At 73.2% G+C, this 21,943-nt stretch carries 16 protein-coding genes and 1 riboswitch; of the genes, 9 read left to right on the forward strand and 7 right to left on the reverse strand.

The features are described from left to right. Position 1: 1 nt before the first annotated feature. Complete coding sequence (locus K7472_RS17650) at positions 2–571, reverse strand: TetR/AcrR family transcriptional regulator (RefSeq protein WP_222979104.1); 570 nt, start codon at positions 569–571, stop codon at positions 2–4. A 124-nt stretch (positions 572–695) separates the two neighbouring features. Here K7472_RS17650 and K7472_RS17655 point away from each other — a divergent pair, with 124 nt between their 5' ends. Next, entirely contained in the window at positions 696–1,811 is a 1,116-nt protein-coding gene (locus tag K7472_RS17655) for a saccharopine dehydrogenase NADP-binding domain-containing protein (RefSeq protein WP_222979105.1), read from the forward strand. 24 nt (positions 1,812–1,835) lie between these two features. Here K7472_RS17655 and K7472_RS17660 read toward each other — a convergent pair whose 3' ends face one another. Both K7472_RS17660 and K7472_RS17665 read right to left on the reverse strand, forming a co-directional pair. Further along, the gene (locus K7472_RS17660) at positions 1,836–2,537 is read right to left on the reverse strand and encodes a TMEM175 family protein (protein ID WP_252395778.1); all 702 of its coding nucleotides are present in this window, start codon (positions 2,535–2,537) and stop codon (positions 1,836–1,838) included. Positions 2,538–2,715: 178 nt separating this feature from the next. Continuing rightward, positions 2,716–3,120: a hypothetical protein gene (locus K7472_RS17665; protein ID WP_222979106.1), complete on the reverse strand. Its 405-nt coding sequence runs from the start codon at positions 3,118–3,120 to the stop codon at positions 2,716–2,718. A 160-nt stretch (positions 3,121–3,280) separates the two neighbouring features. Between K7472_RS17665 and K7472_RS17670 the strand changes: the two genes are divergently transcribed. The 5 genes from K7472_RS17670 (at position 3,281) to K7472_RS17690 (ending at position 13,724) form a co-directional block, all read left to right on the forward strand. Continuing rightward, positions 3,281–4,315: a helix-turn-helix transcriptional regulator gene (locus K7472_RS17670; protein WP_222979108.1), complete on the forward strand. Its 1,035-nt coding sequence runs from the start codon at positions 3,281–3,283 to the stop codon at positions 4,313–4,315. A gap of 75 nt (positions 4,316–4,390) precedes the next feature. Beyond that, positions 4,391–4,510: riboswitch (cobalamin riboswitch) on the forward strand. 32 nt (positions 4,511–4,542) lie between these two features. Beyond that, positions 4,543–8,175 carry a cobaltochelatase subunit CobN gene (gene cobN, locus K7472_RS17675; protein WP_222979109.1) on the forward strand — a complete coding sequence of 1,211 codons (3,633 nt, stop codon included), beginning with the start codon at positions 4,543–4,545 and terminating at the stop codon, positions 8,173–8,175. 156 nt (positions 8,176–8,331) lie between these two features. After that, positions 8,332–9,057, forward strand: coding sequence for a WXG100-like domain-containing protein (locus tag K7472_RS17680; RefSeq protein ID WP_222979110.1), 726 nt, complete (start codon positions 8,332–8,334; stop codon positions 9,055–9,057). A gap of 8 nt (positions 9,058–9,065) precedes the next feature. Continuing rightward, the gene (locus K7472_RS17685; RefSeq protein ID WP_222979111.1) at positions 9,066–13,076 is read left to right on the forward strand and encodes a DUF6531 domain-containing protein; all 4,011 of its coding nucleotides are present in this window, start codon (positions 9,066–9,068) and stop codon (positions 13,074–13,076) included. Positions 13,077–13,184: 108 nt separating this feature from the next. Continuing rightward, the gene (locus K7472_RS17690) at positions 13,185–13,724 is read left to right on the forward strand and encodes an SMI1/KNR4 family protein (RefSeq protein ID WP_308013962.1); all 540 of its coding nucleotides are present in this window, start codon (positions 13,185–13,187) and stop codon (positions 13,722–13,724) included. Between the two features lie 13 nt (positions 13,725–13,737). On the opposite strand, the gene K7472_RS17695 is transcribed toward K7472_RS17690, so the two are convergent. The 4 genes from K7472_RS17695 to K7472_RS17710 all read right to left on the reverse strand — a co-directional run bounded on the left by K7472_RS17695 (position 13,738) and on the right by K7472_RS17710 (position 18,262). Next, the gene (locus K7472_RS17695) at positions 13,738–14,505 is read right to left on the reverse strand and encodes a class I SAM-dependent methyltransferase (RefSeq protein WP_222979112.1); all 768 of its coding nucleotides are present in this window, start codon (positions 14,503–14,505) and stop codon (positions 13,738–13,740) included. 63 nt (positions 14,506–14,568) lie between these two features. Then, positions 14,569–14,967 carry a DUF742 domain-containing protein gene (locus tag K7472_RS17700; RefSeq protein WP_222979113.1) on the reverse strand — a complete coding sequence of 133 codons (399 nt, stop codon included), beginning with the start codon at positions 14,965–14,967 and terminating at the stop codon, positions 14,569–14,571. Between the two features lie 13 nt (positions 14,968–14,980). Continuing rightward, positions 14,981–15,403 (reverse strand): roadblock/LC7 domain-containing protein, encoded by a 423-nt coding sequence (locus K7472_RS17705; protein WP_222979114.1) that lies wholly within the window; start codon positions 15,401–15,403, stop codon positions 14,981–14,983. A gap of 150 nt (positions 15,404–15,553) precedes the next feature. After that, positions 15,554–18,262 carry a nitrate- and nitrite sensing domain-containing protein gene (locus K7472_RS17710; protein WP_222979115.1) on the reverse strand — a complete coding sequence of 903 codons (2,709 nt, stop codon included), beginning with the start codon at positions 18,260–18,262 and terminating at the stop codon, positions 15,554–15,556. A gap of 661 nt (positions 18,263–18,923) precedes the next feature. Between K7472_RS17710 and K7472_RS17715 the strand changes: the two genes are divergently transcribed. From K7472_RS17715 to K7472_RS17725, 3 genes are all read left to right on the forward strand, one after another. Beyond that, positions 18,924–19,727 (forward strand): ABC transporter ATP-binding protein, encoded by an 804-nt coding sequence (locus K7472_RS17715; protein WP_222979317.1) that lies wholly within the window; start codon positions 18,924–18,926, stop codon positions 19,725–19,727. After that, positions 19,724–20,638, forward strand: coding sequence for an ABC transporter permease (locus tag K7472_RS17720; RefSeq protein WP_372457986.1), 915 nt, complete (start codon positions 19,724–19,726; stop codon positions 20,636–20,638). Before K7472_RS17715 ends, K7472_RS17720 begins: the two co-directional genes overlap by 4 nt. Positions 20,639–20,773: 135 nt before the next feature. Beyond that, positions 20,774–21,835: an ABC transporter substrate-binding protein gene (locus K7472_RS17725; protein WP_222979117.1), complete on the forward strand. Its 1,062-nt coding sequence runs from the start codon at positions 20,774–20,776 to the stop codon at positions 21,833–21,835. The last annotated feature ends 108 nt before the right edge of the window (positions 21,836–21,943 follow it).

Consider the following 21,943-nt stretch of genomic DNA (forward strand, 5'->3'; position numbering starts at 1 on the left):
CTCACGTCCCGTCGAGGGCGGCTCGCAGTTCACTGGTCACCGCGTCCAGGCAGCTGCCGAAACTCGCGTGCCCCTCGGCCCCGATCCAGCGCCGGAAGGCGTTGTCGCAGGCCACCGTGGCGAGTTGTGCGACCAGTTCGGCCGTCCCGGCGTTCACCTGACGCTGGATCAGGGCATCGCGGATCGCCTCGGTGATCGCGGCCGTCTTGGTCCGTTCACGCTCCCGCAGTTCCGGGCTGGCGTCGATCACCGCCCGGCGCTCCGCCGCGCCGCCGCCCACGTGCTCGACGAGCTGGGCGCCGACTCGTGCCAGAGCGTCGAGGGTGGCAGCGAGCGGAGCCGCGTCCGGGTCTGCCGTCAGGACGGCCTCGGCCAGTGCCGGGGGCAGGCGCTCCGAACCGGCGAACAGGACCTCGCGCTTGTCCGGGAAGTAGCGGAAGTAGGAGCGCCGGGTGAGACCGGCCCGCTCGGCGATATGAGTCACCGTCACGTTGTCGTAGCCGCGCTCCAGGTACAGCTCCAGAGCCGCCCGCTTCAGGCGCTCCTCGGCACCCGGATCCCACCTCGCCACAGGTCAACCGTAACAGGCGATGTCCCAGTGTGTCATCAGTGTTAGCCTGCACTCACGACACACTGTGTCATCACTGGGGACGCCCGTCCCCGGTGCGGTCCGGAGCAGGCAGGGTGACGTTCGCATGACCGAGACCAGCGAGACCGGCGGGACGACAGGCGAGAGCAGGACGAACGACGAGGTGTGGATAGTCGGGGCGACCGGCCGGGTGGGCCGCGGCGTGACCGCGCGACTGGCCGCGCGGGGGCTGACGGTCGTGCCGGTCGGGCGCAGCCGGGAGCGGATGGCCGCCGCCGGGGCCGAAGCCGGTCTGCCCGGGGACGCGAAGGTCGTCGTCGCCGACTCGGCCGAGCGGATCGCGGACGCGATCGCGCGGGAGCGCCCGCGGGTGGTGGTGAACACGATGGGCGCCTTCGCCGCCACGGCACCGGTGATCGCCCGCGCCTGCATGCCCGGCGGCCACTACGTCGACCAGGCCAACGACGTGGTCGCCGTGGAGGGGCTGCTCGCCCTGCACGACGAAGCGGTGGCGGCGGGCAGCACCCTGGTCACCGGCGCCGGATTCGGCGTGCTGGCGACCGAGGCGGTGGTGGCGAAGCTGTGCGAAGGCCGGGCCACGCCGCACCGGGTGCGGGTCGACTCCGTGGCCTCGGTGGCCATCGAGGCAGGCGCGCTCGGTGCCGCCTTGGCGGCCAGCATCGTGGGCGTGCTCACCACCGGCGGACGGCGGTACGAGAACGGGCGGCTGGTGACGTCGCGCCTCGGGGCGGACCCGCAGCAACTCACCTTTCCGGACGGGGAGTCGGCGAAGTCGGCCGGTGTCGCGTCCGGCGAGCTCGTCGCGGCGCACGCGGTGAGCGGAGCACCGTTCGTCACCGCCACTTCCGGCCTCGTGCCGACCGCTCCGCTGATACGTGCCCTGCTCCCGTCGCTCGGCCGCCTGTTGTCCGTTCCGGCGCTGCGACGCCTCGCCGTCGACCGGCTCGGCCGGGTCCCGGTGAAGCCCGCACCTCGTCCGCGCGAGCACTCCTGGGGGCACGCCGTCGTCGAGTGGGCGGACGGCACCCGGCGCGAGGGATGGCTCCGCGCCGACGAGGGCATGGACTTCACGGCCGACGTCACCGCCACCGTCACCGAACTGCTGGCCCGTGGCGGCGGCAGGCCCGGGGCCTGGACACCGGCAGCCGCCCTCGGAACGGACCTGGCGAAGGCCGCGGGCGGCACCTTCGTCCTGGACTGAGGAGCGCGCCGCCCGTTCCCGTGGTCAGCGGGCGGCGCGTCGGTGTCGCAGGCGCATCAGGCTCGGCGGGGCGGCGAGCAGCAGCAGGCTGTAGTACTGCAGGACGGGTACGGCCAGCGCGATGGCGAAGGCGATGGCCAGGGCGAGGACGTTGAGACAGCTCTCGGCGTACAGGTCGCCGGTCCTCGCGCGGGCCGCCTCGCCGTCCTCCTCCAGGAGTGCCGGGGTGGTCTTCAGGATCCTCAGCATCGCGGTCCGGCAGACCATGCCGGCCAGGAGGGTCGCGTAGTAGAACGCCCCCACGAACCGGTCGCGGCCGAAGGTGCCGAGCATCTCCGTCGGCAGCGGAAGGACGACGACGGAGAGCAGCCACCCCATGTTCCACATCGTCAGGGCGCGGGTGAGCTTCGTGACCGACGAGAAGGTCCGGTGGTGCTCCCGCCAGATGTTCGCGATGACCGCGAAGCTGAGCAGGAAGCTCCAGATCTGGTCGAAGTGACCGGTGATCACCTCGCTGGCGTGCTCGTGGGCGGACGCGGTCTCCGGGACGAGGTCCACCAGCGGCAGGATCAGCAGGGTGATGGAGATCGCGGTCACCGCGTCGGTGAAGAGCACCAGGCGCTCCCCCGACATGCCGCTCTCGATCCCGTCCGACGTGGGAACCGACGGCTCCGCCGGGTCGGCCCCTGCCGTCCCGATCTCGTCGATGACACCTCTGGAACCCATACGTTCGCGCCTCTCCCTTGTCGTGCCCGCCGCGCCTGCTGTCGCCACCGGACTCCGTCGACCGTGACGTTCCGACGAACCGCGCGGACGCCTACCCATGGCGACAGCGGGTAGTCGACGCGGGTACGCGGCCGGCCGGCCCTCCGCGCGCGGCGCCCACGCCGTCACGGACGAAGTACTAGACCAGTGGCTTGCGTTCGGGCCACCACCGCCGGACGGCCTCGGCGGTCGTCGTCGGGCTCACGTTGAAACAGAGCTTCGCGCCGGGTGCCAGTTCGCGGGTGGTGTCGACCAGGACCTCGAAGAGCGGGGTCAGCGCCGGGTCCAGCCGGACACCGGCACCGATCATCACGATGTCGTAGTCCTTCCCCGACAGCGCGGCGCGGTAGACCGCCTCGGCCGTGCGGCCGTAGTCGAGCAGGCAGACGTCCACGGTGAAGCCGCGTTCCTCCAGCCGGGCCCGCTCGGCGGCCACACCGGCCCGGACCGCTTCGGCGTCGATCTCGGGGAACGCCGCCCGCGACGAGGCCGCGTCGTCCACCAGCGCGGGATCGAGACCGACGGTGAGCATGGACGGGGACATGCCGCGACACCTCCTGTTGCTTCTGTTGCCTTCGCTTGTTGCCTTCGCTCCGTCTTCCGGATTGCCGTCTTCCGGATTGCCTTCGCTCCGTCTTCCGGACCGACGGTAGGCATCGGGCATCCACCCGGCCATCCCACACTTCTGGGATACCGTTCGGCCGGTGAGTTCCCCGGTGGCCCGGCGCGAGACCGTGCGTGACATCGAGGCGATCTGCCGTCTCGACCTCGACTCCCGGGAGCTGCGACGCCGGATCGCCGAGCGGCTGACGCGGCTCGTCCCGGCCGACTCCTACTGCTTCGGCACGATCGACCCCACGACGTTGCTGATCACCGACGACGTGAGCGCCGGGCTCACGCCGGACGCGGCAGTGGCCGCCGCGCACAACGAGTACCTGGTGGACGACGTACTGAAGTTCGCGGCGCTCGCCCGCTCCGAGGTGCGCGCGGGCACGCTCGGTGCGGCCACCGGCGGTGACCCCCGTTCCAGCCACCGCTACCGGGCGGTGCTCCCGATGATCGACGCGCGGCACGAGTTGCGGGCGAGCTTCGTGGTGGACCACCGGTGCTGGGGCGCCATCGCCCTGTTCGCGGGCGGTGGGCGGCCCGACTTCACCCCGGACGACGTCGACGTTCTGCGACGGCTGTCCGCCCCGGTGGCCGCGGCCCTGCGCCGGGCCGTCCACCGGCCACCGGCCGAGGCCGCCGCGGGCCCGGACGAGGCGGGTGTGCTCCTGCTCGACCAGGACCTGCGCCTGCTCTCGGAGAACCCGGCCGCGAAGCTCTGGCGGGACGAACTGGCCTCGTCCGGGGCGGAGTTGCCCATCGCGGTCCTGGAAGTCGCCGCGCGGGGGAGAGGCGCGACGCTGCCCGCCTACGGGCGGATCCGCGGCCGCTCGGGCCGGTGGCTCTCGGTCCACGCCTCGCCGCTGAGCGGTGGCCCGTACGCGGCGCCCCTCGCCGTGACGCTGCACCCGGCACCGAGCGCGGACGTGGCCGAGTTGCTGCTGCTCGCGTACGGGCTCACGCCGCGCGAGCGGGACGTCCTGGCGCGGGTCGTCGCGGGCCTGCCCTCGCGGGCCATCGCCATGGAACTGCACATCACCGCGGCCACCGTGCAGGACCACCTGAAGAGCGTCTTCGCGAAGACCGGTGTCCGCAGCCGCCGCGAACTGGTGGCGACCATCCTGCACCTGTGAGCGGACCGCCGGGTGCACCCGGCGCCCGCCGTCCGCCGCCCGCCCCCGGCTCCCCGCCGCGCGCCTTCCGGCCGTCGTTAAGATGCTCGTGCCCAGGACGGCTCTGGGGGAGGAAACCGGTGCGAGTCCGGTGCGGTCCCGCCACTGTCACCCCGTTCGCGCGGGGGAGCCAGGAACTCCCGCCGTCCCTCTCCCACCCGGGGCGCGGACCCCGAGGAAGGCCCGCCGTGATCCTGCTGCTGTCCACCTCCGACACCGACCTGCTGAGCGCCCGCGCCGCCGAGGGGCCGGTCGCCTACCGGTGGGCCAACCCGGCGCGGCTGGACCTGGACGCGCTGCCGGGGCTGCTGGAGGGCACCGACCTCGTCGTCGTGCGCCTGCTGGGCGGGGTGCGGGCCTGGCAGGAAGGGCTCGACCTGCTGCTGGCCGGGCCGCGCCCGGTCGTCGTGCTCACCGGTGAACAGGCCCCCGACGCCCAGCTGATGGCGGCGTCCACCGTGCCCGTGGGCATCGCCGCCGAAGCGCACGCCTACCTCGCGCACGGCGGCCCGGACAACCTCGGGCAGCTCGCCCGCTTCCTGTCCGACACCGTGCTGCTGACCGGCCACGGCTTCGAGCCGCCGAGCCCCGCGCCGAGCTGGGGCGCGCTGGAACGCGAGGCACGCGAGGCGCACGGCGCCGATGGCCCCGACGGCACCCGCCCCGAGATCGCCGTCCTCTACTACCGCGCCCACCACATGAGCGGCAACACCGGCTTCGTGGACGCCCTGTGCTCCGCGATCGAGGACGCGGGCGGCCGGCCCAAGCCGCTGTACGTCGCCTCGTTGCGCGCGCCCGAGCCCGAACTGCTCGCCGCGCTCGGCACCGCCGACGCGATCGTCACCACCGTGCTGGCGGCGGGCGGCACCCGGCCCGCCGACGCCTCCGCCGGAGGGGACGAGGAGGCGTGGGACGCGGGCGCGCTCGCGTCCCTCGACGTGCCCGTGCTCCAGGCGCTGTGCCTGACCGGGCCGCGCACCGCGTGGGAGGAGAACGACGAGGGCCTGTCCCCGCTGGACGCGGCGACGCAGGTCGCGGTGCCGGAGTTCGACGGGCGGCTGATCACCGTGCCGTTCTCCTTCAAGGAGATCGACGCCGACGGCCTGCCCTCCTACGTCGCCGATCCCGAACGCGCCGCCCGCGTCGCCGGGATCGCGGTGCGCCACGCCCGCCTGCGCCACATCCCGGTGGCCGACAAGCGCCTCGCCCTCGTGCTGTCCGCGTACCCCACGAAGCACTCGCGCATCGGCAACGCGGTCGGCCTCGACACCCCGGCGAGCGCGGTCGCGTTGCTGCGCAGGCTGCGCGCGGACGGCTGGGACTTCGGCGACGCCGACATCCCCGGCCTGGTCTCCGGCGACGGCGACGAGCTGATCCGGGAGCTGATCGAGGCAGGCGGCCACGACCAGGAGTGGCTGACCGAGGAGCAGCTCGCCCGCAACCCGGTGCGCGTCCCGGCCGCCGACTACCGCCGGTGGTTCGACCGACTGCCGCGCGAGCTGCGGGAGTCGGTGGAGGAGCACTGGGGTCCCGCGCCCGGCGAGATGTTCGTGGACCGCAGCCGCAACCCGGAGGGCGACATCGTGCTGGCCGCGTTGCGGTACGGCAACCTGCTCGTCCTCATCCAGCCGCCGCGCGGCTTCGGCGAGAATCCCATCGCCATCTACCACGACCCCGACCTGCCGCCGTCCCACCACTACCTGGCCGCCTACCGCTGGATCGCGGCGCGGCGCGAGGAGGGCGGCTTCGGCGCCGACGCGATGGTGCACCTGGGCAAGCACGGCAACCTGGAGTGGCTGCCGGGGAAGAACGCGGGCCTGTCCGCCGCCTGCGGCCCCGACGCGGCGCTCGGCGACCTGCCGCTGGTCTACCCGTTCCTGGTCAACGACCCCGGCGAGGGCACGCAGGCCAAGCGCCGCGCGCACGCCACGCTCGTGGACCACCTGGTGCCGCCGATGGCCCGCGCCGACTCCTACGGCGACATCGCGCGCCTGGAGCAACTCCTGGACGAGCACGCCTCGATCGCCGCGATGGACCCGGCCAAGCTGCCCGCGATCCGCTCGCAGATCTGGACGCTGATCCAGGCCGCCAAGCTCGACCACGACCTCGGGCTGGACGACCGGCCGCACGACGCGGAGTTCGACGACTTCCTGCTGCACGTCGACGGCTGGCTGTGCGAGATCAAGGACGCCCAGATCCGCGACGGCCTGCACGTGCTGGGCCAGGCACCGACCGGTCCGGAACGCGTCAACCTCGTGCTGGCGATCCTGCGCGCCCGCCAGATCTGGGGCGGCAGCGCCGCGCTGCCGGGCCTGCGCGAGGCGCTCGGCCTGGACGAGTCGGCCGCGACGCGCACCGACGCCGACGACGCGGAGGCCCGCGCGCGTGAGCTGGTCGAGGCGATGGAGGCGGCGGGCTGGTCGCCGGACGCGGTCGAACGCGTCGCCGCCGGGCACCCCGAGGCGGTCGGCCGCGTGCTGGACTTCGCCGCCCGGCAGGTCGTCCCGCGCCTGGAGCGCACCGGCGACGAGATCGAGGCGGCCGTGCACGCGCTGAACGGCGGCTTCGTGCCCGCCGGACCGTCCGGCTCGCCGCTGCGCGGGCTGGTCAACGTGCTGCCGACCGGCCGCAACTTCTACTCCGTCGACCCGAAGGCGATCCCCAGCCGCCTCGCCTGGGACACCGGCCAGGCGCTCGCCGACTCCCTGCTGGAGCGCTACCGCACCGACAACGGCGACTGGCCGCGCTCGGTCGGCCTGTCGCTGTGGGGAACGAGCGCGATGCGCACGGCCGGTGACGACGTGGCCGAGGCGCTGGCGCTGCTGGGCGTGCGGCCGGTGTGGGACGACGCGTCCCGGCGCGTGACGGGCGTGGAGGCGGTCCCGGCCGAGGAGCTGGGCCGCCCGCGCGTGGACGTCACGTTGCGCATCTCCGGCTTCTTCCGCGACGCGTTCCCGCACGTCGTCGCGCTGCTGGACGACGCGGTGCGGCTGGTCGCGGCGCTGGAGGAGCCGGACGACGCCAACTTCCTGCGCGCGCACGCCCGCGCGGACCTGGCCGCCCACGGCGACGAACGCCGGGCGACCACCCGCATCTTCGGCTCCCGGCCCGGCACGTACGGGGCGGGGCTGCTCCAGCTCATCGACAGCCGCGACTGGCGCACCGACGCCGACCTCGCGGAGGTCTACACGGCGTGGGGCGGCTACGCGTACGGCCGCGACCTGGCCGGGCGCCCGGCGCGCGAGGAGATGGAGACCGCGTACCAGCGCATCGCGGTGGCCGCGAAGAACACCGACACCCGCGAGCACGACATCGCCGACTCCGACGACTACTTCCAGTACCACGGCGGCATGGTCGCCACCGTCCGCGCGCTGTCCGGCCGCGCCCCGGAGGCGTACATCGGCGACAGCACCCGCCCGGAGACGGTGCGCACCCGCACGCTGGTCGAGGAGACCTCGCGGGTCTTCCGGGCCCGGGTGGTCAACCCCCGCTGGATCGAGGCGATGAAGCGCCACGGCTACAAGGGCGCCTTCGAACTGGCCGCGACCGTGGACTACTTGTTCGGCTACGACGCGACGACCGGCGTGGTGGCCGACTGGATGTACGACAAGCTCGCCCAGACCTATGTCCTGGACGACGACAACCGCGCCTTCCTCCAGGACGCCAACCCGTGGGCCCTGCACGGCATGGCGGAACGCCTCCTGGAGGCGGAGTCCCGTGGCATGTGGGCCAAGCCCGACCCGGCGACGCTGGAGGCGTTGCGGCAGGTCTTCCTGGAGACGGAGGGCGAGTTGGAGGGGGACGGCGAGGACGAGTCGTGAGCCGGAGCGGTCGCGAGGACGAGTCGTGAGCGGCGTCGGGGCTCAACCGTACGGTTCTGCGACGAGGCTGACGCCCCGCCAGGACGTTACCCGGCCCCCTTCAGTGCGATAATCAGCAAGTCATGCGCGCTGTAGGGGGAAACGGGGGCGGGACGCATGTCGATCAATTTGCCGCACTGGCTCGCCGAGGTCGTGAACATCCTCGGCTTCAACTGGCCGGAGATCGACGAGGACCAGCTGCGCGAGGCGGCCAGGAACCTGCGCTCGTACGCGCAGGACTGCGAGTCCTCGCACAACGTCACGCACGGCGTCGTCACCGGCGACCTGCCGCAGGTCTACGCCGCGCAGTCGTACACCGCGCTGGCCGAGCTGTGGGCCGGCAAGACGCAGAACCACATGAAGGACCTCATCGAGGTGTGCCGGCTGCTCGCCGACGCGCTGGAGGTGGCCGCGGTCGGCGTCGAGGGCATGAAGGACGAGTGCCTGGTGCAGCTCGGCGTGGCCGCCGGTGAGCTGATCGGCGACCAGATCGGCGCGGTCTTCACCCTCGGCCTGTCCGAGGCGGCGGCCGCCGCCGAGATCGAGCTGCAGAACCGGCTGCTCGACGGCATACTCCAGCGCTTCGAGCAGGAGGTCGTCGGCGTGCTGGTCGGCAAGATGACCGGCCCGCTGAAGGAACAGGTCGACCGGGCCGTGGAGAAGCTGCTGTTCGAGGAGGTCGCCCACCTGGCGGTCGGCGGACCGCCGCCGGGCCTGAAGCTCGACACCGGGGCGATGCGCGTCCACGCGGGGACCATCGGCGACCAGGTGGACGCCAACCTCAGCGGCGGCCGGACGTTCTCCTCGAAGATGTCCGCCCTGTCCTTCACCACCGGAGGCTGACCGCCGCCGTGAGCGACTTCGTCAGCAAACTGGTCAAGCCCACCGTCGAGTTCATCGACCACATCGCCGCCAAGGTCCCGCAGGCGCTGGCCAAGGGCCACCACCGCATCTCCCAGTACGTGCACAAGGCCGCCGACGACTTCGACAAGGCGGAGGACGACCTGGCGGGCAAGGCCGGGTCGCTGGACCGCCACGAGCCCGGCGCCCACCGGGACCCCGAGGACGTCGCGGGGGTCGGCTCGTCGGCCGCCTCCCGGGCCGCGAGCGGCGAGCGGTCCGCGTCGGACGCCGCCAGGGACGCGGAGCACACCGCGGACGGCGAACACCCCGGCGAGCCGGGCGGGTTGCGCTCGGGGGCCGACGGCAGGGGCGCCATCCCCGGCGACGAGAAGCACTGCGAGACCGACCCGGTCGACGTGGTCACCGGCGAGATGCTGATGCCCGCGGTGGACGTCCGGCTGCCCGGCGCGCTGGAACTGGTGCTGGAACGCACCCACCTGTCCTCCTACCGGCACGGCACCTGGTTCGGCCCCACCTGGGCCTCCACGCTCGACCAGCGGCTCCAACTCGACGCCGACGGCGTGGTGTTCGCCTCCGCCGACGGCATGCTCCTGGCGTACCCGCCGCCCGGCCCCGACCGCCCGGTCCTGCCGGTGCGCGGGCCCCGGATGCCGCTGGCCTGGAGCGGGGTGCCCGGCGACCCGATGCGGGTGACCGACCCGCGCACCGGCCGCACCCTGGTCTTCGGCGACCCCCGCCCGGCCCCCGGCGTGCCCGGCGGCGTGATCCTCAGGCTCACCGGCGTCGAGGACCGCAACGACCGCCGTATCGACATCACCTGGGCCCCGGACGACACCCCGGCCCTGATCTCCCACCACGGCGGCTACCGGATCGCCGTGGACCGCCATCCCACGCTGCCGCGCGTCACCGGCTTCCGGCTGCTGGACACCGACGGGCCCGGCACCGAGACCGTGCTGGCCCGCTTCGGCCACGACGACGCGGGCGACCTCACCGAGATCGTCAACTCCTCCGGCCTGCCCGTGCGTCTGGCCTACGACGACCGGCACCGCGTCACCGCGTGGACCGACCGCAACGGCACGCGCTACGCCTACGCCTACGACGAGGCGGGCCGGGTCGTGCGGACCGAGGGCAGCGAGGGCCGCATGGCGGGCACCTTCGCGTACGAGGACCGCACCACGCGGTTCACCGACTCGCTGGGCGCCACCACCACGTACGAGTACAACGACGCCCACCGCCTGGTGCGCACGACCGACCCGCTCGGCAACGTCACCGTGCGGGAGTGGGACGAGGCGAACCGGGCCACCACCGCGATCACCGACGCCCTCGGCCGCACCACGCGCTTCACCCACGACGCCGCGGGCGACCTCACCGCCGTCACCCACCCCGACGGCTCCCGCGCCGAGGTGGCGTACAACGCGATGCACCTGCCGGTGGCGGTCACCGACGCGGGCGGCGGGGTGTGGCGCACCGAGTACGACGAACGCGGCAACCGGACGGCGTCGGTCGATCCCACTGGCGCCCGGGCGGAGTTCGTCCGCGACGCGCACGGCTGCCTGGTGGCCGCCACCGACCCGCTGGGGGCGCGCTACGAGGTGGCCCACGACGCCGCCGGGCTGCCGGTGGCGCTCACCGACGCGCTCGGCCGCCGCACCACCGCCCGCCGCGACGCCTTCGGCCGCGTGGTGGAGGCCACCGACGCCCTCGGCCAGGTCGTCCGCTTCGGCTGGACCGTCGAGGGACAGGTCACGTGGTGCGAACGGGCCGACGGGCGCCGGGAGACCTGGGAACACGACGCCGAGGGCAACGTGGTGGCCCACACCGACAGCGCGGGCCACACCACCGCCTACGCCGCGTCGCACTTCGACGTGCCGTCCTCGACCACCGGCCCGGACGGGGTCACGTACGCCTTCGGTCACGACACCGAACTGCGACTGACCGACGTCACGAACCCCGACGGCCAGGTGTGGCGCTACGCCTACGACGCCCGCGGGCTGCTCGTGCGCGAGTCCGACTTCTCCGGGCGGGTCCTGGAGTACGCCTACGACGCGGTCGGCGACCTCGTCTCGCGCACCGACTCCGCGGGCGCGACGATCACCTTCTCCCGCGACGCGCTCGGCCGCCTCGTCGAGCACCGGCACGGGGACGAGTGGACGACCTACGCCTACGACGCGGCGGGCAACCTGTGCCGGTCGGCCACCGCGCACGCCGAAGTGGCCCGCGAGTTCGACGCGTTGGGCCGCGTCACCGCCGAGACCGTGAACGGCCGCACCATGCGGTACGCCTACGACGCGCTGGGCCGTCCCGTGGAACGCCGTACCCCTTCCGGTGTGGTGTCCACCTGGTCGTACGACGCCGTGGGGTTCCCGCGGGAGATGGACCTCGCCGGGAACGCCACCGCCTTCACCCTGGACGGACTCGGGCGGGAGACGGCGCGTTCCTTCGGCTCCGGGGTCACCGTCGAGCAGACCTGGGACCGCACCGGACGGCTCACCGGCCAGGTGCTCAGCGCGGGCGGGGCCGACGCCCGGCGCGTCGTGCAGCAGCGGGAGTTCGCCTACCGGGCGGACGACCTGCTGACCGAGATCCGTGAACTGACCGGCGCATCACGGGAGTTCGGTCTCGACCGGGCCGGCCGGGTCACGGCGGTGCGGGCACGCGGCTGGACGGAGTCCTACGCGTACGACGCGCTGGGCAACCTCACCGGCGCCACCACCCCGCTGGAGCCGGCGGGCGAGGCACCGGACGCGCCGCAGGAGGGCGCCACCACGCGGCGCTTCGGGCGCACCCGGTACACCTACGACGCGCGGGGCCGGGTGGTGCGCGCCGCCAAGCGGCTGCTCGACGGCCGCACCCGGACCCGCACCTACACCTGGAACGCCCTGGACCAGCTGGTCGAGACCGTGACGGAGCGGGGCGAGCGGTGGCGGTACGCCTACGACCCGTGGGGGCGGCGCACCGCCAAGCAGCGCCTCGACGCCGACGGGACGGTGCTGGAGCGCACCGAGTTCGCCTGGTCCGGCAGCGTCCTCGCGGAACGCACGGGGGCCGACGGAGCGACGACGACCTGGGAGTACAAGCCCGGCACCCACCGTCCCGTCGCCCAGCTCGACCGGCACCCCGGCGAGGCGGACACCGACGCGCGCTTCCACGCCATCGTCACCGACCTGGTCGGCACCCCCACCGAACTGGTCACCCCGGACGGCGAGATCGCCTGGCAGCGGCGCACCACCTTGTGGGGCGTCCCGGTCACCGACCCGTCCTCCGAGACCGTCGAGTGCCCGCTGCGCTTCCCCGGCCAGTACGCGGACGACGAGACCGGCTGGAACTACAACCACTTCCGCCACTACGACCCGCACACCGCGCAGTACACGAGCCAGGACCCGCTAGGACTCGGCCCCGCGCCGAACCCCTCCGCGTACGTGGACAACCCGTACGCGTCCGCCGACCCGTTCGGCCTCAAGGCCAGCTGGGAGCCGGCCGACATCACCTGGGGCGGCCGGGTCGCCTACGGGGCGCTCGACAGCCGCCGGGGCAACCGGGCCACCGGTGTCGAGGCGGTCATCCACAAGGACATGCTCGGCGGCCACACCGACGCCCAGCCGGACCCGGCGGGCTGGGGCGACACCGGCGCGGGCTGGGACCCCGACAAGAAGTACAACCGCGGTCACCTGCTCGGCTCGCTGCTGGGCGGGTCCAACGAGGACCCGCGCAACTTCGCCACCATGCACGAGTTCGCCAACTCCCCCGTGATGCGCCACTACGAGCTGCAGATCCAGCAGGCGGTCAAGAACGGCCACGTCGTGCACTACAAGGTCACGCCGGTGTACGCCAGCGACAAGGACGTCATACCGGTCGGCCTGACCCTGGAGGCGCGCAGCTCGGACGGCTTCACGTTCAAGGGCTACTCGCGGGACACCAAGACCCGGCGGGCCCTGCGCGCGGGCGAGGGCACCAACTCCGTGACCATCATGAACATCCCGAAGGACTGCTCCGGATGACCGCGACCGCCCCGGCATGACCGCGACCACCCCGGCGGGCGGGCGATACCATGCGGGCCGTCCGCCGTGCCCCCGACGACGCCGACCGACGACCCCAGGAGCCGCCCCGTGGACGCGTCCCTCGCCGAACTGATCCGCCTGTACGCGCCGACCGCCCCCGGCCGGACCCCCGACTGGAGCGCCGCCCAGGAGGCCTTGGGCACCGCGCTGCCCGCCGACTACCGGGACCTGGTCGGGGCGTTCGGCGCGGGGCTGTTCGACGGGCACGTGTGGCTGCTGGAGCCGGACAGCCCTGACGCCTCCCACGACCTCGTCGCGGACAACGACGGCCGGATGGAGGACTTCGAGGACTTCTGGGAGATGGGCGAGGACAAGCCGGAGCAGCTGGAGGAGGAGGGCAGCCGCCTCGTCGCCTGGGGATCCACCTACAGCGGCGAGGTGCTGTACTGGCTGGTGCGGCCCGGTGCGTCACCGGACGCCTGGACCGTGATGGTCAACGAGTCGCGCGGCCCGCGCTGGGAGCACCACGACCTGACCTGCACCGCGTTCCTCGCCGGAGTCCTGACCGGCCGGGTGCGCTCCGGGATCCTCGCCTCCCGGCTCCCGGCCCCCGAGCACTCCTTCCGCCCGGTCGGCGCCGAGGCCTGAGGCGGCGCGCCCGTCAGCCGGTGACCGCGCGCAGCCGCCAGCAGTGGCAGGCCATCGGGAGGGGGAGCGTGCCGGTGTCGGTGGCCGTGAGGGCGCGGAAACGGGAGCGGATCGCGGCGGCGAACTCCTCGCGGCGGTCGGGCGGTTGGGTCAGGTAGCCGCTGTACGTGGTGAACATGCCGACCAGTTCGTCGGCCGTCACCCGCGTCTCCCACCGCACCGCGTGCGACTCCACGTCGGTGAACGGCGCGCCCTCCGGCAGCCAGAGGTGTTCCGTCATGTGCTGGATCGTACGGCCCACCCGGTCGCCGGAACCGAGGAAGCCGGCCACGTAGGCGTCGAGTTCGGCGACCCACGCCACGCTCCGGTCACGCCGGGTCCACAGGATGCCGAGCGTGCCGCCGGGACGCAGGACGCGGGCGATCTCCGGCAGGGCGCGGGCGGGGTCCATCCAGTGCCAGGCGGCCGAGACCAGCACGGCGTCCACCCGCGCGTCCGGCAGCGGCACCGCCTCCGCCGTGCCCTCCAGCGCGACCGCCCCCGGGCAGGCCTGAGCCAGCACCTCGCGCATCCGCGAGTCCGGGTCGACCGCCACCACGTCCGCGACGCGCCCCGCCAGCACCCGGGTCAGCAGTCCGGTGCCCGCGCCCAGGTCCAGCACCGACCCGCAGCCCGGCGGCAGCAGCCAGTCGACCGCCTCGGGCGGCGGGCCCGGCCGGTAGCGGTCGTAGGTGCGGGCCGCCGCCCCGAAGGACGTGGCCAGTCCGGTGTGCTCGTTCATCCCGCGTCGCCTTCGTTCTCCTCGTTCTCTTCGTTCTCCTCGTTCTCTTCGGCCCCCCAGGCCTTACAGCCCGCGTAATCCGACCAAGACCCGTTCCAGCAGTGTGATGTCCGGGACGCCCTCCGCGTGGCCGGGCTGCATCACGTGGACCAGGCCGCTCTCCGCCATGTCGCCCACCAGGACGCGGGCCACGCCCAGCGGCATCTTCAGCAGGGCGGCGATCTCCGCGACCGACTTCAACTCCACGCACAGCCGGCAGATCGCGCGCTTCTCCGGCGCGAGCCGCGCCCCGCCGTACGGCACGTGCGGGCTGGTGCTGACCAGAGCCTCGATCGCCAGCTGGTACCGCGCCTGCGTCCGGCCGCCGGTGACGGCGTACGGTCGCACGAACGGTGACGACCTGTGGTCTCCACTCACGACTGCCCATCCTTCCCCACGTGGCCGGGGCGATCGGCCCTCCACACGTTCGTCACGTTCATCCGGCCAACGCGCCCTGCAACTCGGCGCGCACGTTCGGCGTCAGCACCTCGCCGGTGCGCTCCACCATCAGCGTCATCTCGTAACCGACCAGCTTCAGGTCGCAGTTGGGCGAGGAGAGCACCGTCAGCACCGAGCCGTCGCTGATCGCCGCCACGAACAGGTACCCGTGCTGCATCTCCACGACGGTCCTGGTCACGGACCCGGCGTCGAAGACGGTCGCGGCCCCCGTCGTCAGCCCGGCCAGCCCCGAGGCCACCGCCGCGAGCTGGTCGCCGCGCTCCTTCGGCAGCGCCTGCGACGCGGCCAGCTGGACCCCGTCCGAGGAGACCACCACCGCGTGCGCGACTCCGGGGACGCGGTCCACGAACCTGGCGATCAGCCAGTTCAGGTTCTGCGCCGCCTCGCTCAGCTCGGCCATGGGGACTCCTAGGGATCGACGTGGTCAGCGTCTTGCACGCCTCGGCCCACCGGGGGCCCGACGACGCGGGGGTGCGGGCGGCCGGTCGACGGCCCGGGGTCGCGGCGCGGCGCGCGGGGCCCGCCCGGCTCGCCGTGCGTCCGGTCCGGCTCACCGCGCGTCCGATTCGCCCGGGCCCGCGCCCGTCCCACGGCCGCCGCCCGTCTCGTCGAGGCCGTGCCGTACGCCCTGCCGGAAGTTGGACAGGCGCTGCTTGAGCCGTTCGGCGGCCTCCGCCGAACGCAGGGGCTGCGGCTGGGGCCGCGGGGCCCTCGCGGGGGGCGCCATCTGCTGGCGCTGGGCGGGCGGGATGCCCCGCACCCGGCGCGGCAGTTGCGGTCGCCCGGCGTCGAAGGCCTGCGGCGGTTGCGCCGGGGGCTGGGCGGGCCTGCTGTGCTCGGGCGGCACGCCGTGCCCCGGCCGCCGTCGTGGCAGCGGCGCCCCGCCCTGCTGCTCGTGGCCGTACCACTCCGACTCGATCGCCTCGAAGATCGGCAGGCGTGGGGCGGGCTGCCCGGCGGACGGAGGCGCCGAAGGCGGTTGCGACGGCGGGGGCGGCGGATCGGTGAAGGCGTGGACGCCGTCCGGCTCGGTGCCCTGCGGCTGCTCCTCGAACCACGTGAAGTCCGCGCCCGGGTAGGCGTTCTGGGGTTCCGGCGTCTCCGGCTCCTCCTCGTGGAACCAGCCGAACCCCTCGCGCGCCGGGGCCCCGCGGTGCTCGCGCACCAGCCGCTCGAACGCCGCGTCGTCCTCCGGCTCGTCGGGGAAGGCTTCCTCCGTGAAAGCCCGCTCTGTGAAGGCCTGCTCGCCGAGCGCCTGTTGCGGGTGGGCCCGCTCGCCGCCGAGCATCCCGCTCAGTCCGGTCGGCGCGTCGTACGTGCCAGGGCGCATCGCCAGGTCGAACGCCGTGCCCGCGTCGCTGTCCACCTCGCTCGCCGCCTTCAGCAGCGACATCGGCAGCGTCACCAAGGCGCTGACGCCACCGGTCGCCGCGCGCTCCAGCCCCACCCGCACCCGGTACTTGGACGCCAGCCGCCCGACGACGAACAGGCCCATCCGCCGGGAGATCGACACGTCGACCACCGGGGGCTCGGCGAGGCGTTCGTTGACCTCGGCCAGTTCCTCGGGCGACATGCCCAGGCCCGCGTCGGTGATCTCCACGAGCACCGCGCCGTAGCCCAGCGTCGTCGCGCCGACGACCACCTCGGTGTCGGGAGCGGAGAACTCGGCCGCGTTCTCGATGAGTTCGGCGATCAGGTGCACCACGTCGGTCGCGGCGTGCCCGGCCAGCGCGATGTCCGGCAGCTCGGTGACGGTGACGCGTTCGTACTGCTCGACCTCGGCGGTGGCGGCGCGGACCACGTCCAGCAGCAGCACCGGGCGGTTCCAGCGGCGGCCCTGCTCCTCGCCCGCGAGGACGAGCAGGTTCTCGTTGTTGCGGCGCATGCGGGTGGCGAGGTGGTCGAGTTTGAAGAGGCTCTCCAGCCGTCCCGGGTTCTGCTCACCGCCCTCCAGCTCGTCGATGAGCCGCAGTTGGCGCTGCACGAGGCTCTCGCTGCGCCGCGAGAGGTTGGTGAACATGGCGTTGACGTTGCCGCGCATCATCGCCTGCTCGGCGGCGAGCCGCACCGCCTCGGAGTGCACCCGGTCGAAGGCCCGCGCCACCTGCCCGACCTCGTCGCGCGAGCGCACCCCGATCGGCCGCACCCGCATCAGGTCCTCGGCCTCGCCCGGATCGGCGAACCTGGCGTCGCCGAGCCTGCGCACCACGTCCGGCAGCCGCTGGTCGGCGATCTCCAGCGCCGAGCCGCGCAGCGCCCGCAGCGGGCGGACCACCGAGCGGGCCAGCACGGTGGCGCCGAGGAGCGACAGGAGCACCACGGCCACGATGATCGCGACGTTCTCGTACAGCTCCTTGCGGCCCGCGTCCAGCAGGTGCGAGGCGCGCTGCGTCATCGCGGCGATGACCCGGGCCTGGATGCTCCGGATCGCGTTCACCTTGACGGTCATCGCCTGGTACGCGCTCTGTTCGCCGGTGCCCAGGCTGCTGAGCGGGGTGCCCTCCTGCGCCGCGTCGGTGACCGCCTGAAGGGTGCCGTCCGCCGCGCCGATCTCGTTGCCGCTGACGGTGGACTGGTAGAGGTTGACGATCCCGGCCGGCGCGTCGTTGGCGATGGCGTCGTAGGCGCTGGTGAACTGCGCCTGGGCCTGCTCCAGTTCCTGCTTCTGCTCCAGGGTGAAGCCGCCGCTGCGCAACACGCCGACCAGGTAGCCGCGTTCGACGGAGGTCTGTTCCTCGGCCTGCTCGACGTTCGCGAGCGTGGCGACCAGGTTGCCGAGGGTGTGGTCGGTGGTGTTGACGGACAGCTGGTCGCCGAAGTCCATCAGGTCGTCGATGATCGTGGTGTACGCGGTGAAGGCGGGCGCGACCGTGCCCAGCCGCACCACGGAGGCGCGCAGCGGCGCCAGGTCCCCGAGCCTGGCCTCGGCGCGGTCGCCCAACTGCCGGGTGGCGGGCGGCAGGTCGGCGACGCCGCGGTGGTAGCGGTCCAGCGCGGTGGTGAGCGCCCCGGCGGCCGTGTCGGTGGCCTGCTGCGCCCGGGCGAGTGAGGCGTCGCCGTGGACGCCGCTGCCGGTGAGCGCGACCTCGGTCAGGTCGCGTTCCTCGCCGACCTGGTTGACGAGCGTGGAGATCCGCTGGGCCAGGAGCGCCTGGTCGCGCAGGTCGCCGACGGCGCGCAGGGTGCCCAGGTCGGTCACGACGCGGACACCGGCGAGCGGGATGATGGCGATCAGGGGGACGAGGACGAGCAGCAGCATGCGGTTGCGCAGCCGCCAGTCGCCCAGCTTCCAGCCGCCGCGCCGTCGCGTTAATCGGGCGTGCGGCGTCGGCTGGGGCCGGTGGTCGTCAAGGGGTGCCCGGCCCCGGGGGGTCGCCGGTCGTCCGTCCACTGACCCTCGCTACGTCGTCGCCCTGGCACCCGGCCTCGGTTCGGTGCCCTCGGTTTCGGTGCGACGCCCGCGGTCGGTGTGCCACGGCGGTACGTCCGTCGGTGTCGACATCGGTACGTGCTGTGCGCTGTGTCGTCGCGGAGACGCATTCCAACACACCCCGGAGCCGCCGTAAAGCGTGCGCGCGGCAAGGAATCCGGCGCACGCGGCCGCCACCGCCGCCGGGGGGCGGGCCGCGGTTCCGGACCGCGCGGCCGGGATGCGGCCCTGACGTCGGATATCGGACGGGTGAGTCACAGGACACCCGTTCGTGACGCGGGCATACGACGACCGATGTGATTTCTCATTCAACTAGCCTGCCGCCAGAGGGCGGAATCACCCCGGTGATGCGAACGGCGCCCACCCGGACGCCTGTTCGCCCTGGGAACAGGGAGGCTGTTGCGCACGCCCGGGATCTGGCAGCCTCACGCGGGTGAGGACTGAATTACGGCAGGACCCCGAACCGGAACCGGACGCCGCCCGGCAGCCGGTGACACCCGTCCCGATCGTGCTGGACGGCGTCACCAAGCGCTTCGCCTCCCCACGCGGCGAGCACCGTGAGGCGGTGCGCGACGTGTCGTTCCGCGTGGAGCCCGGCTCGTTCACAGCCGTCATCGGGCCCACCGGCTGCGGCAAGTCGACGCTGCTGTCGCTGATCTGCGGCACCGAACGCCCCGAAAGCGGAACGGTGTCGGTGGACGGCCGCCCGGTCGACGGCATCGGGCAGGACATCGGCTTCGTCTTCCAGACCGACGCGGTCTTCCCCTGGAAGACGGTGCTGGGCAACGTCGCCGCCGGCCCCCGCTTCCGGGGCGTGCCGCGCGCCCGGGCCCAGGCGCTGGCGGCGGACTGGGTGCGACGGGTGGGGCTCGCCGGTTTCGAGCGCTACCACCCGCACCAGCTCTCCGGCGGCATGCGCAAGCGCGTCGCCCTCGCCCAGACACTGGTCAACCGGCCGCGGGTGCTGCTGATGGACGAACCGTTCTCCGGCCTCGACGTGCAGACCCGGCAGATCATGTCGGACGAGCTCCTGTCCCTGTGGGAACTGACCCGCCCCTCGGTCGTGTTCGTCACCCACGACCTGGAGGAGGCGATCACGCTCGCCGACAAGGTCGTCGTGCTGACCGCGGGACCGGCCACGGTCAAGGAGGAGTTCGACATCGACCTGCCCCGGCCGCGCGACGCCCGCGAGATCCGCCACCACCCCGACTTCGTCCGCCTGCACGAGCTGGTGTGGAAGGCGCTGCGCGACGAGGTGCGGGTGGCCTACGAACGCGGCCTGGGGGCGGCGTGAACGGGAAGAGCGCGGGCGGGAGCACGCGGAGCGCGGGCGCGAGGACGGTGCCGGACGTCGCGGGGGCCGCGCAGGCCGGAGCGGTCGTGCCCGGCGGCGCGGCCACCGTTCGCCGCACCCGGTTACGCGGACGGGCCCTGGTCGTCGCGGTCGGGCGCGTCGCGGTGCTCGTGGTCTTCCTCGGCACGTGGCAGCTGCTCGCCGCCACCCACACCATCGACACCTTCTACTTCGGCCGGCCCTCCGGCATCTGGGACCGGCTGGAGACCTGGATCCGGCACGGCACCTCCCAGGGCCCGCTGCTCACCCAGGTCTGGGTCACCCTCCAGGAGACCCTGCTCGGCTTCGGCATCGGCACCACGCTGGGCGTCGTCTGCGGGATCGCGCTCGGCAGGATGCGGCTCGCGGCCGACATCCTCGCGCCGTACATCAAGACCCTCAACTCCATCCCGCGCATCGTCCTCGGCTCGGTGTTCGCGATCTGGTTCGGCCTCGGCATCGGCTCCAAGGTCGCGCTCGCGGTGGTGCTGGTCTTCTTCGGCGTCTTCTTCAACGCCTTCCAGGGCGCCCGGGAGGTCGACCGGGCGCTGATCGCCAACGCCCGGGTGCTGGGGGCCGGTCCGGTGCAGGTGACCTGGCAGGTGGTCGTGCCGTCCGCGCTCAGCTGGATCACCACCAGCCTGCACGTCGCCTTCGGGTTCGCCGTCACCGGCGCGATCGTCGGCGAACTGCTGGGCGCACAGCAGGGATTGGGCCTGCTGATCTCGCAGGCGCAGGCCAACTTCGACCCCGACGGCGTCTACGCGGGCCTGGTCATCACCGCGCTGCTCGCGCTGACCGCCGAGGGCCTGATCACGCTGCTGGAGCGCCGGTTGCTGCGCTGGAGACCGCGCCCCGGCTCCAACCGCTAGACGGCGAGCCGCAGTTCGCGGCGCCGACAGCCGACGACCCGCATCCGACGGCACGCATCCGACGGCCCTGTCCGACGAGCCGTATCCGTAAGGCCCGAGTCCAGCGAACCCCACCAAAAGGAGAAGACGCATCCCATGTGGCGCAAGAAGATCGCCGTCGCGGCCGCCGCCCTCGCCCTCACGACCGCGGTGTCGGGCTGTTCCGGCTCGGGCGGCGACGGCAAGGACGGCAAGGACGCGAACGGCCTGACGTCGGCGACCATCGCCCTGTCCAACCAGCAGAACCAGAGCTACCTGCCGCTGATCCTCGCGCAGCGCCTGGGCTTCTTCCGGAAGCAGGGCCTGGACGTCAAGATCGACAACCTCCAGTCCACCAGCCAGGTCACCGACGCCCTGCTGGCAGGCCAGGTCCAGGGGATGATCGGCTTCTACGACCACAACCTCGACCTCCAGGCCAAGGGCAAACAGACCGAGTCGGTCATCCAGCTGCTCCAGGCACCCGGCATGGTGGAGATGGCCCGCACCGACGAGTCCATCGCCTCCCCCGCCGACCTGCGCGGCAAGACCGTCGGCGTGACCGGCCTCGGCTCCTCGACCTCCTACCTGGGCGACTACCTGTCGCTGCACGACGGCATCCCGCTGGACCAGACCCACCTGGTGGCGGTCGCCGCGGGCCCGACCTTCGTCGCCGCCTTCCAGCACCACCGCGTGGACGCGGGCGTGACCACCGAGCCGACCATCTCCACCCTGCTCCAGAAGCACCTGGCGAAGATCACCACCGACATGCGCACGCTGGCCGGCACCAAGGCCGCGCTCGGCGGCCCGTACCCCGGCACCTGCCTGACCGTGCAGTCCTCCTGGGCCGCGAGCCACAAGGACGTCGTGCAGAAGATGGTCAACGCGCTCTACGCGTCGTTGCAGTGGATCGAGACGCACTCCGCGACCCAGGTCACCGAGGAGGTCCCGGCGGACTTCTACGCGGGTTCCGGCAAGCAGAACTACGTCCAGGCGCTCGCCAACGAGATGGGCATGTACGACCCCACCGGCCAGATGCCCACCGACGCGCCGCAGACCGTGCTGCGCGTCCTGTCCGCGATCGACCCGGTGGTCAAGGGCCACTCCATCGACGTGTCGAAGACCTACACGGACGCCTACGTGCAGCAGGCGTCGCAGGACGCGGGACACGCGGCGAAGTGAGCCGCGGCGCGCCGGGGACCGCCCGCGTCGTCCGGGCGGCTCCGGCGCGCCGCGCCCGCCCGGGCGGCGATCGCCGCCCACCGCACTGTTGCCCGCACAGCCTGATCG

Source organism: Streptantibioticus parmotrematis, assembly GCF_019890615.1.
Taxonomy (GTDB): domain Bacteria; phylum Actinomycetota; class Actinomycetes; order Streptomycetales; family Streptomycetaceae; genus Streptantibioticus_D; species Streptantibioticus_D parmotrematis.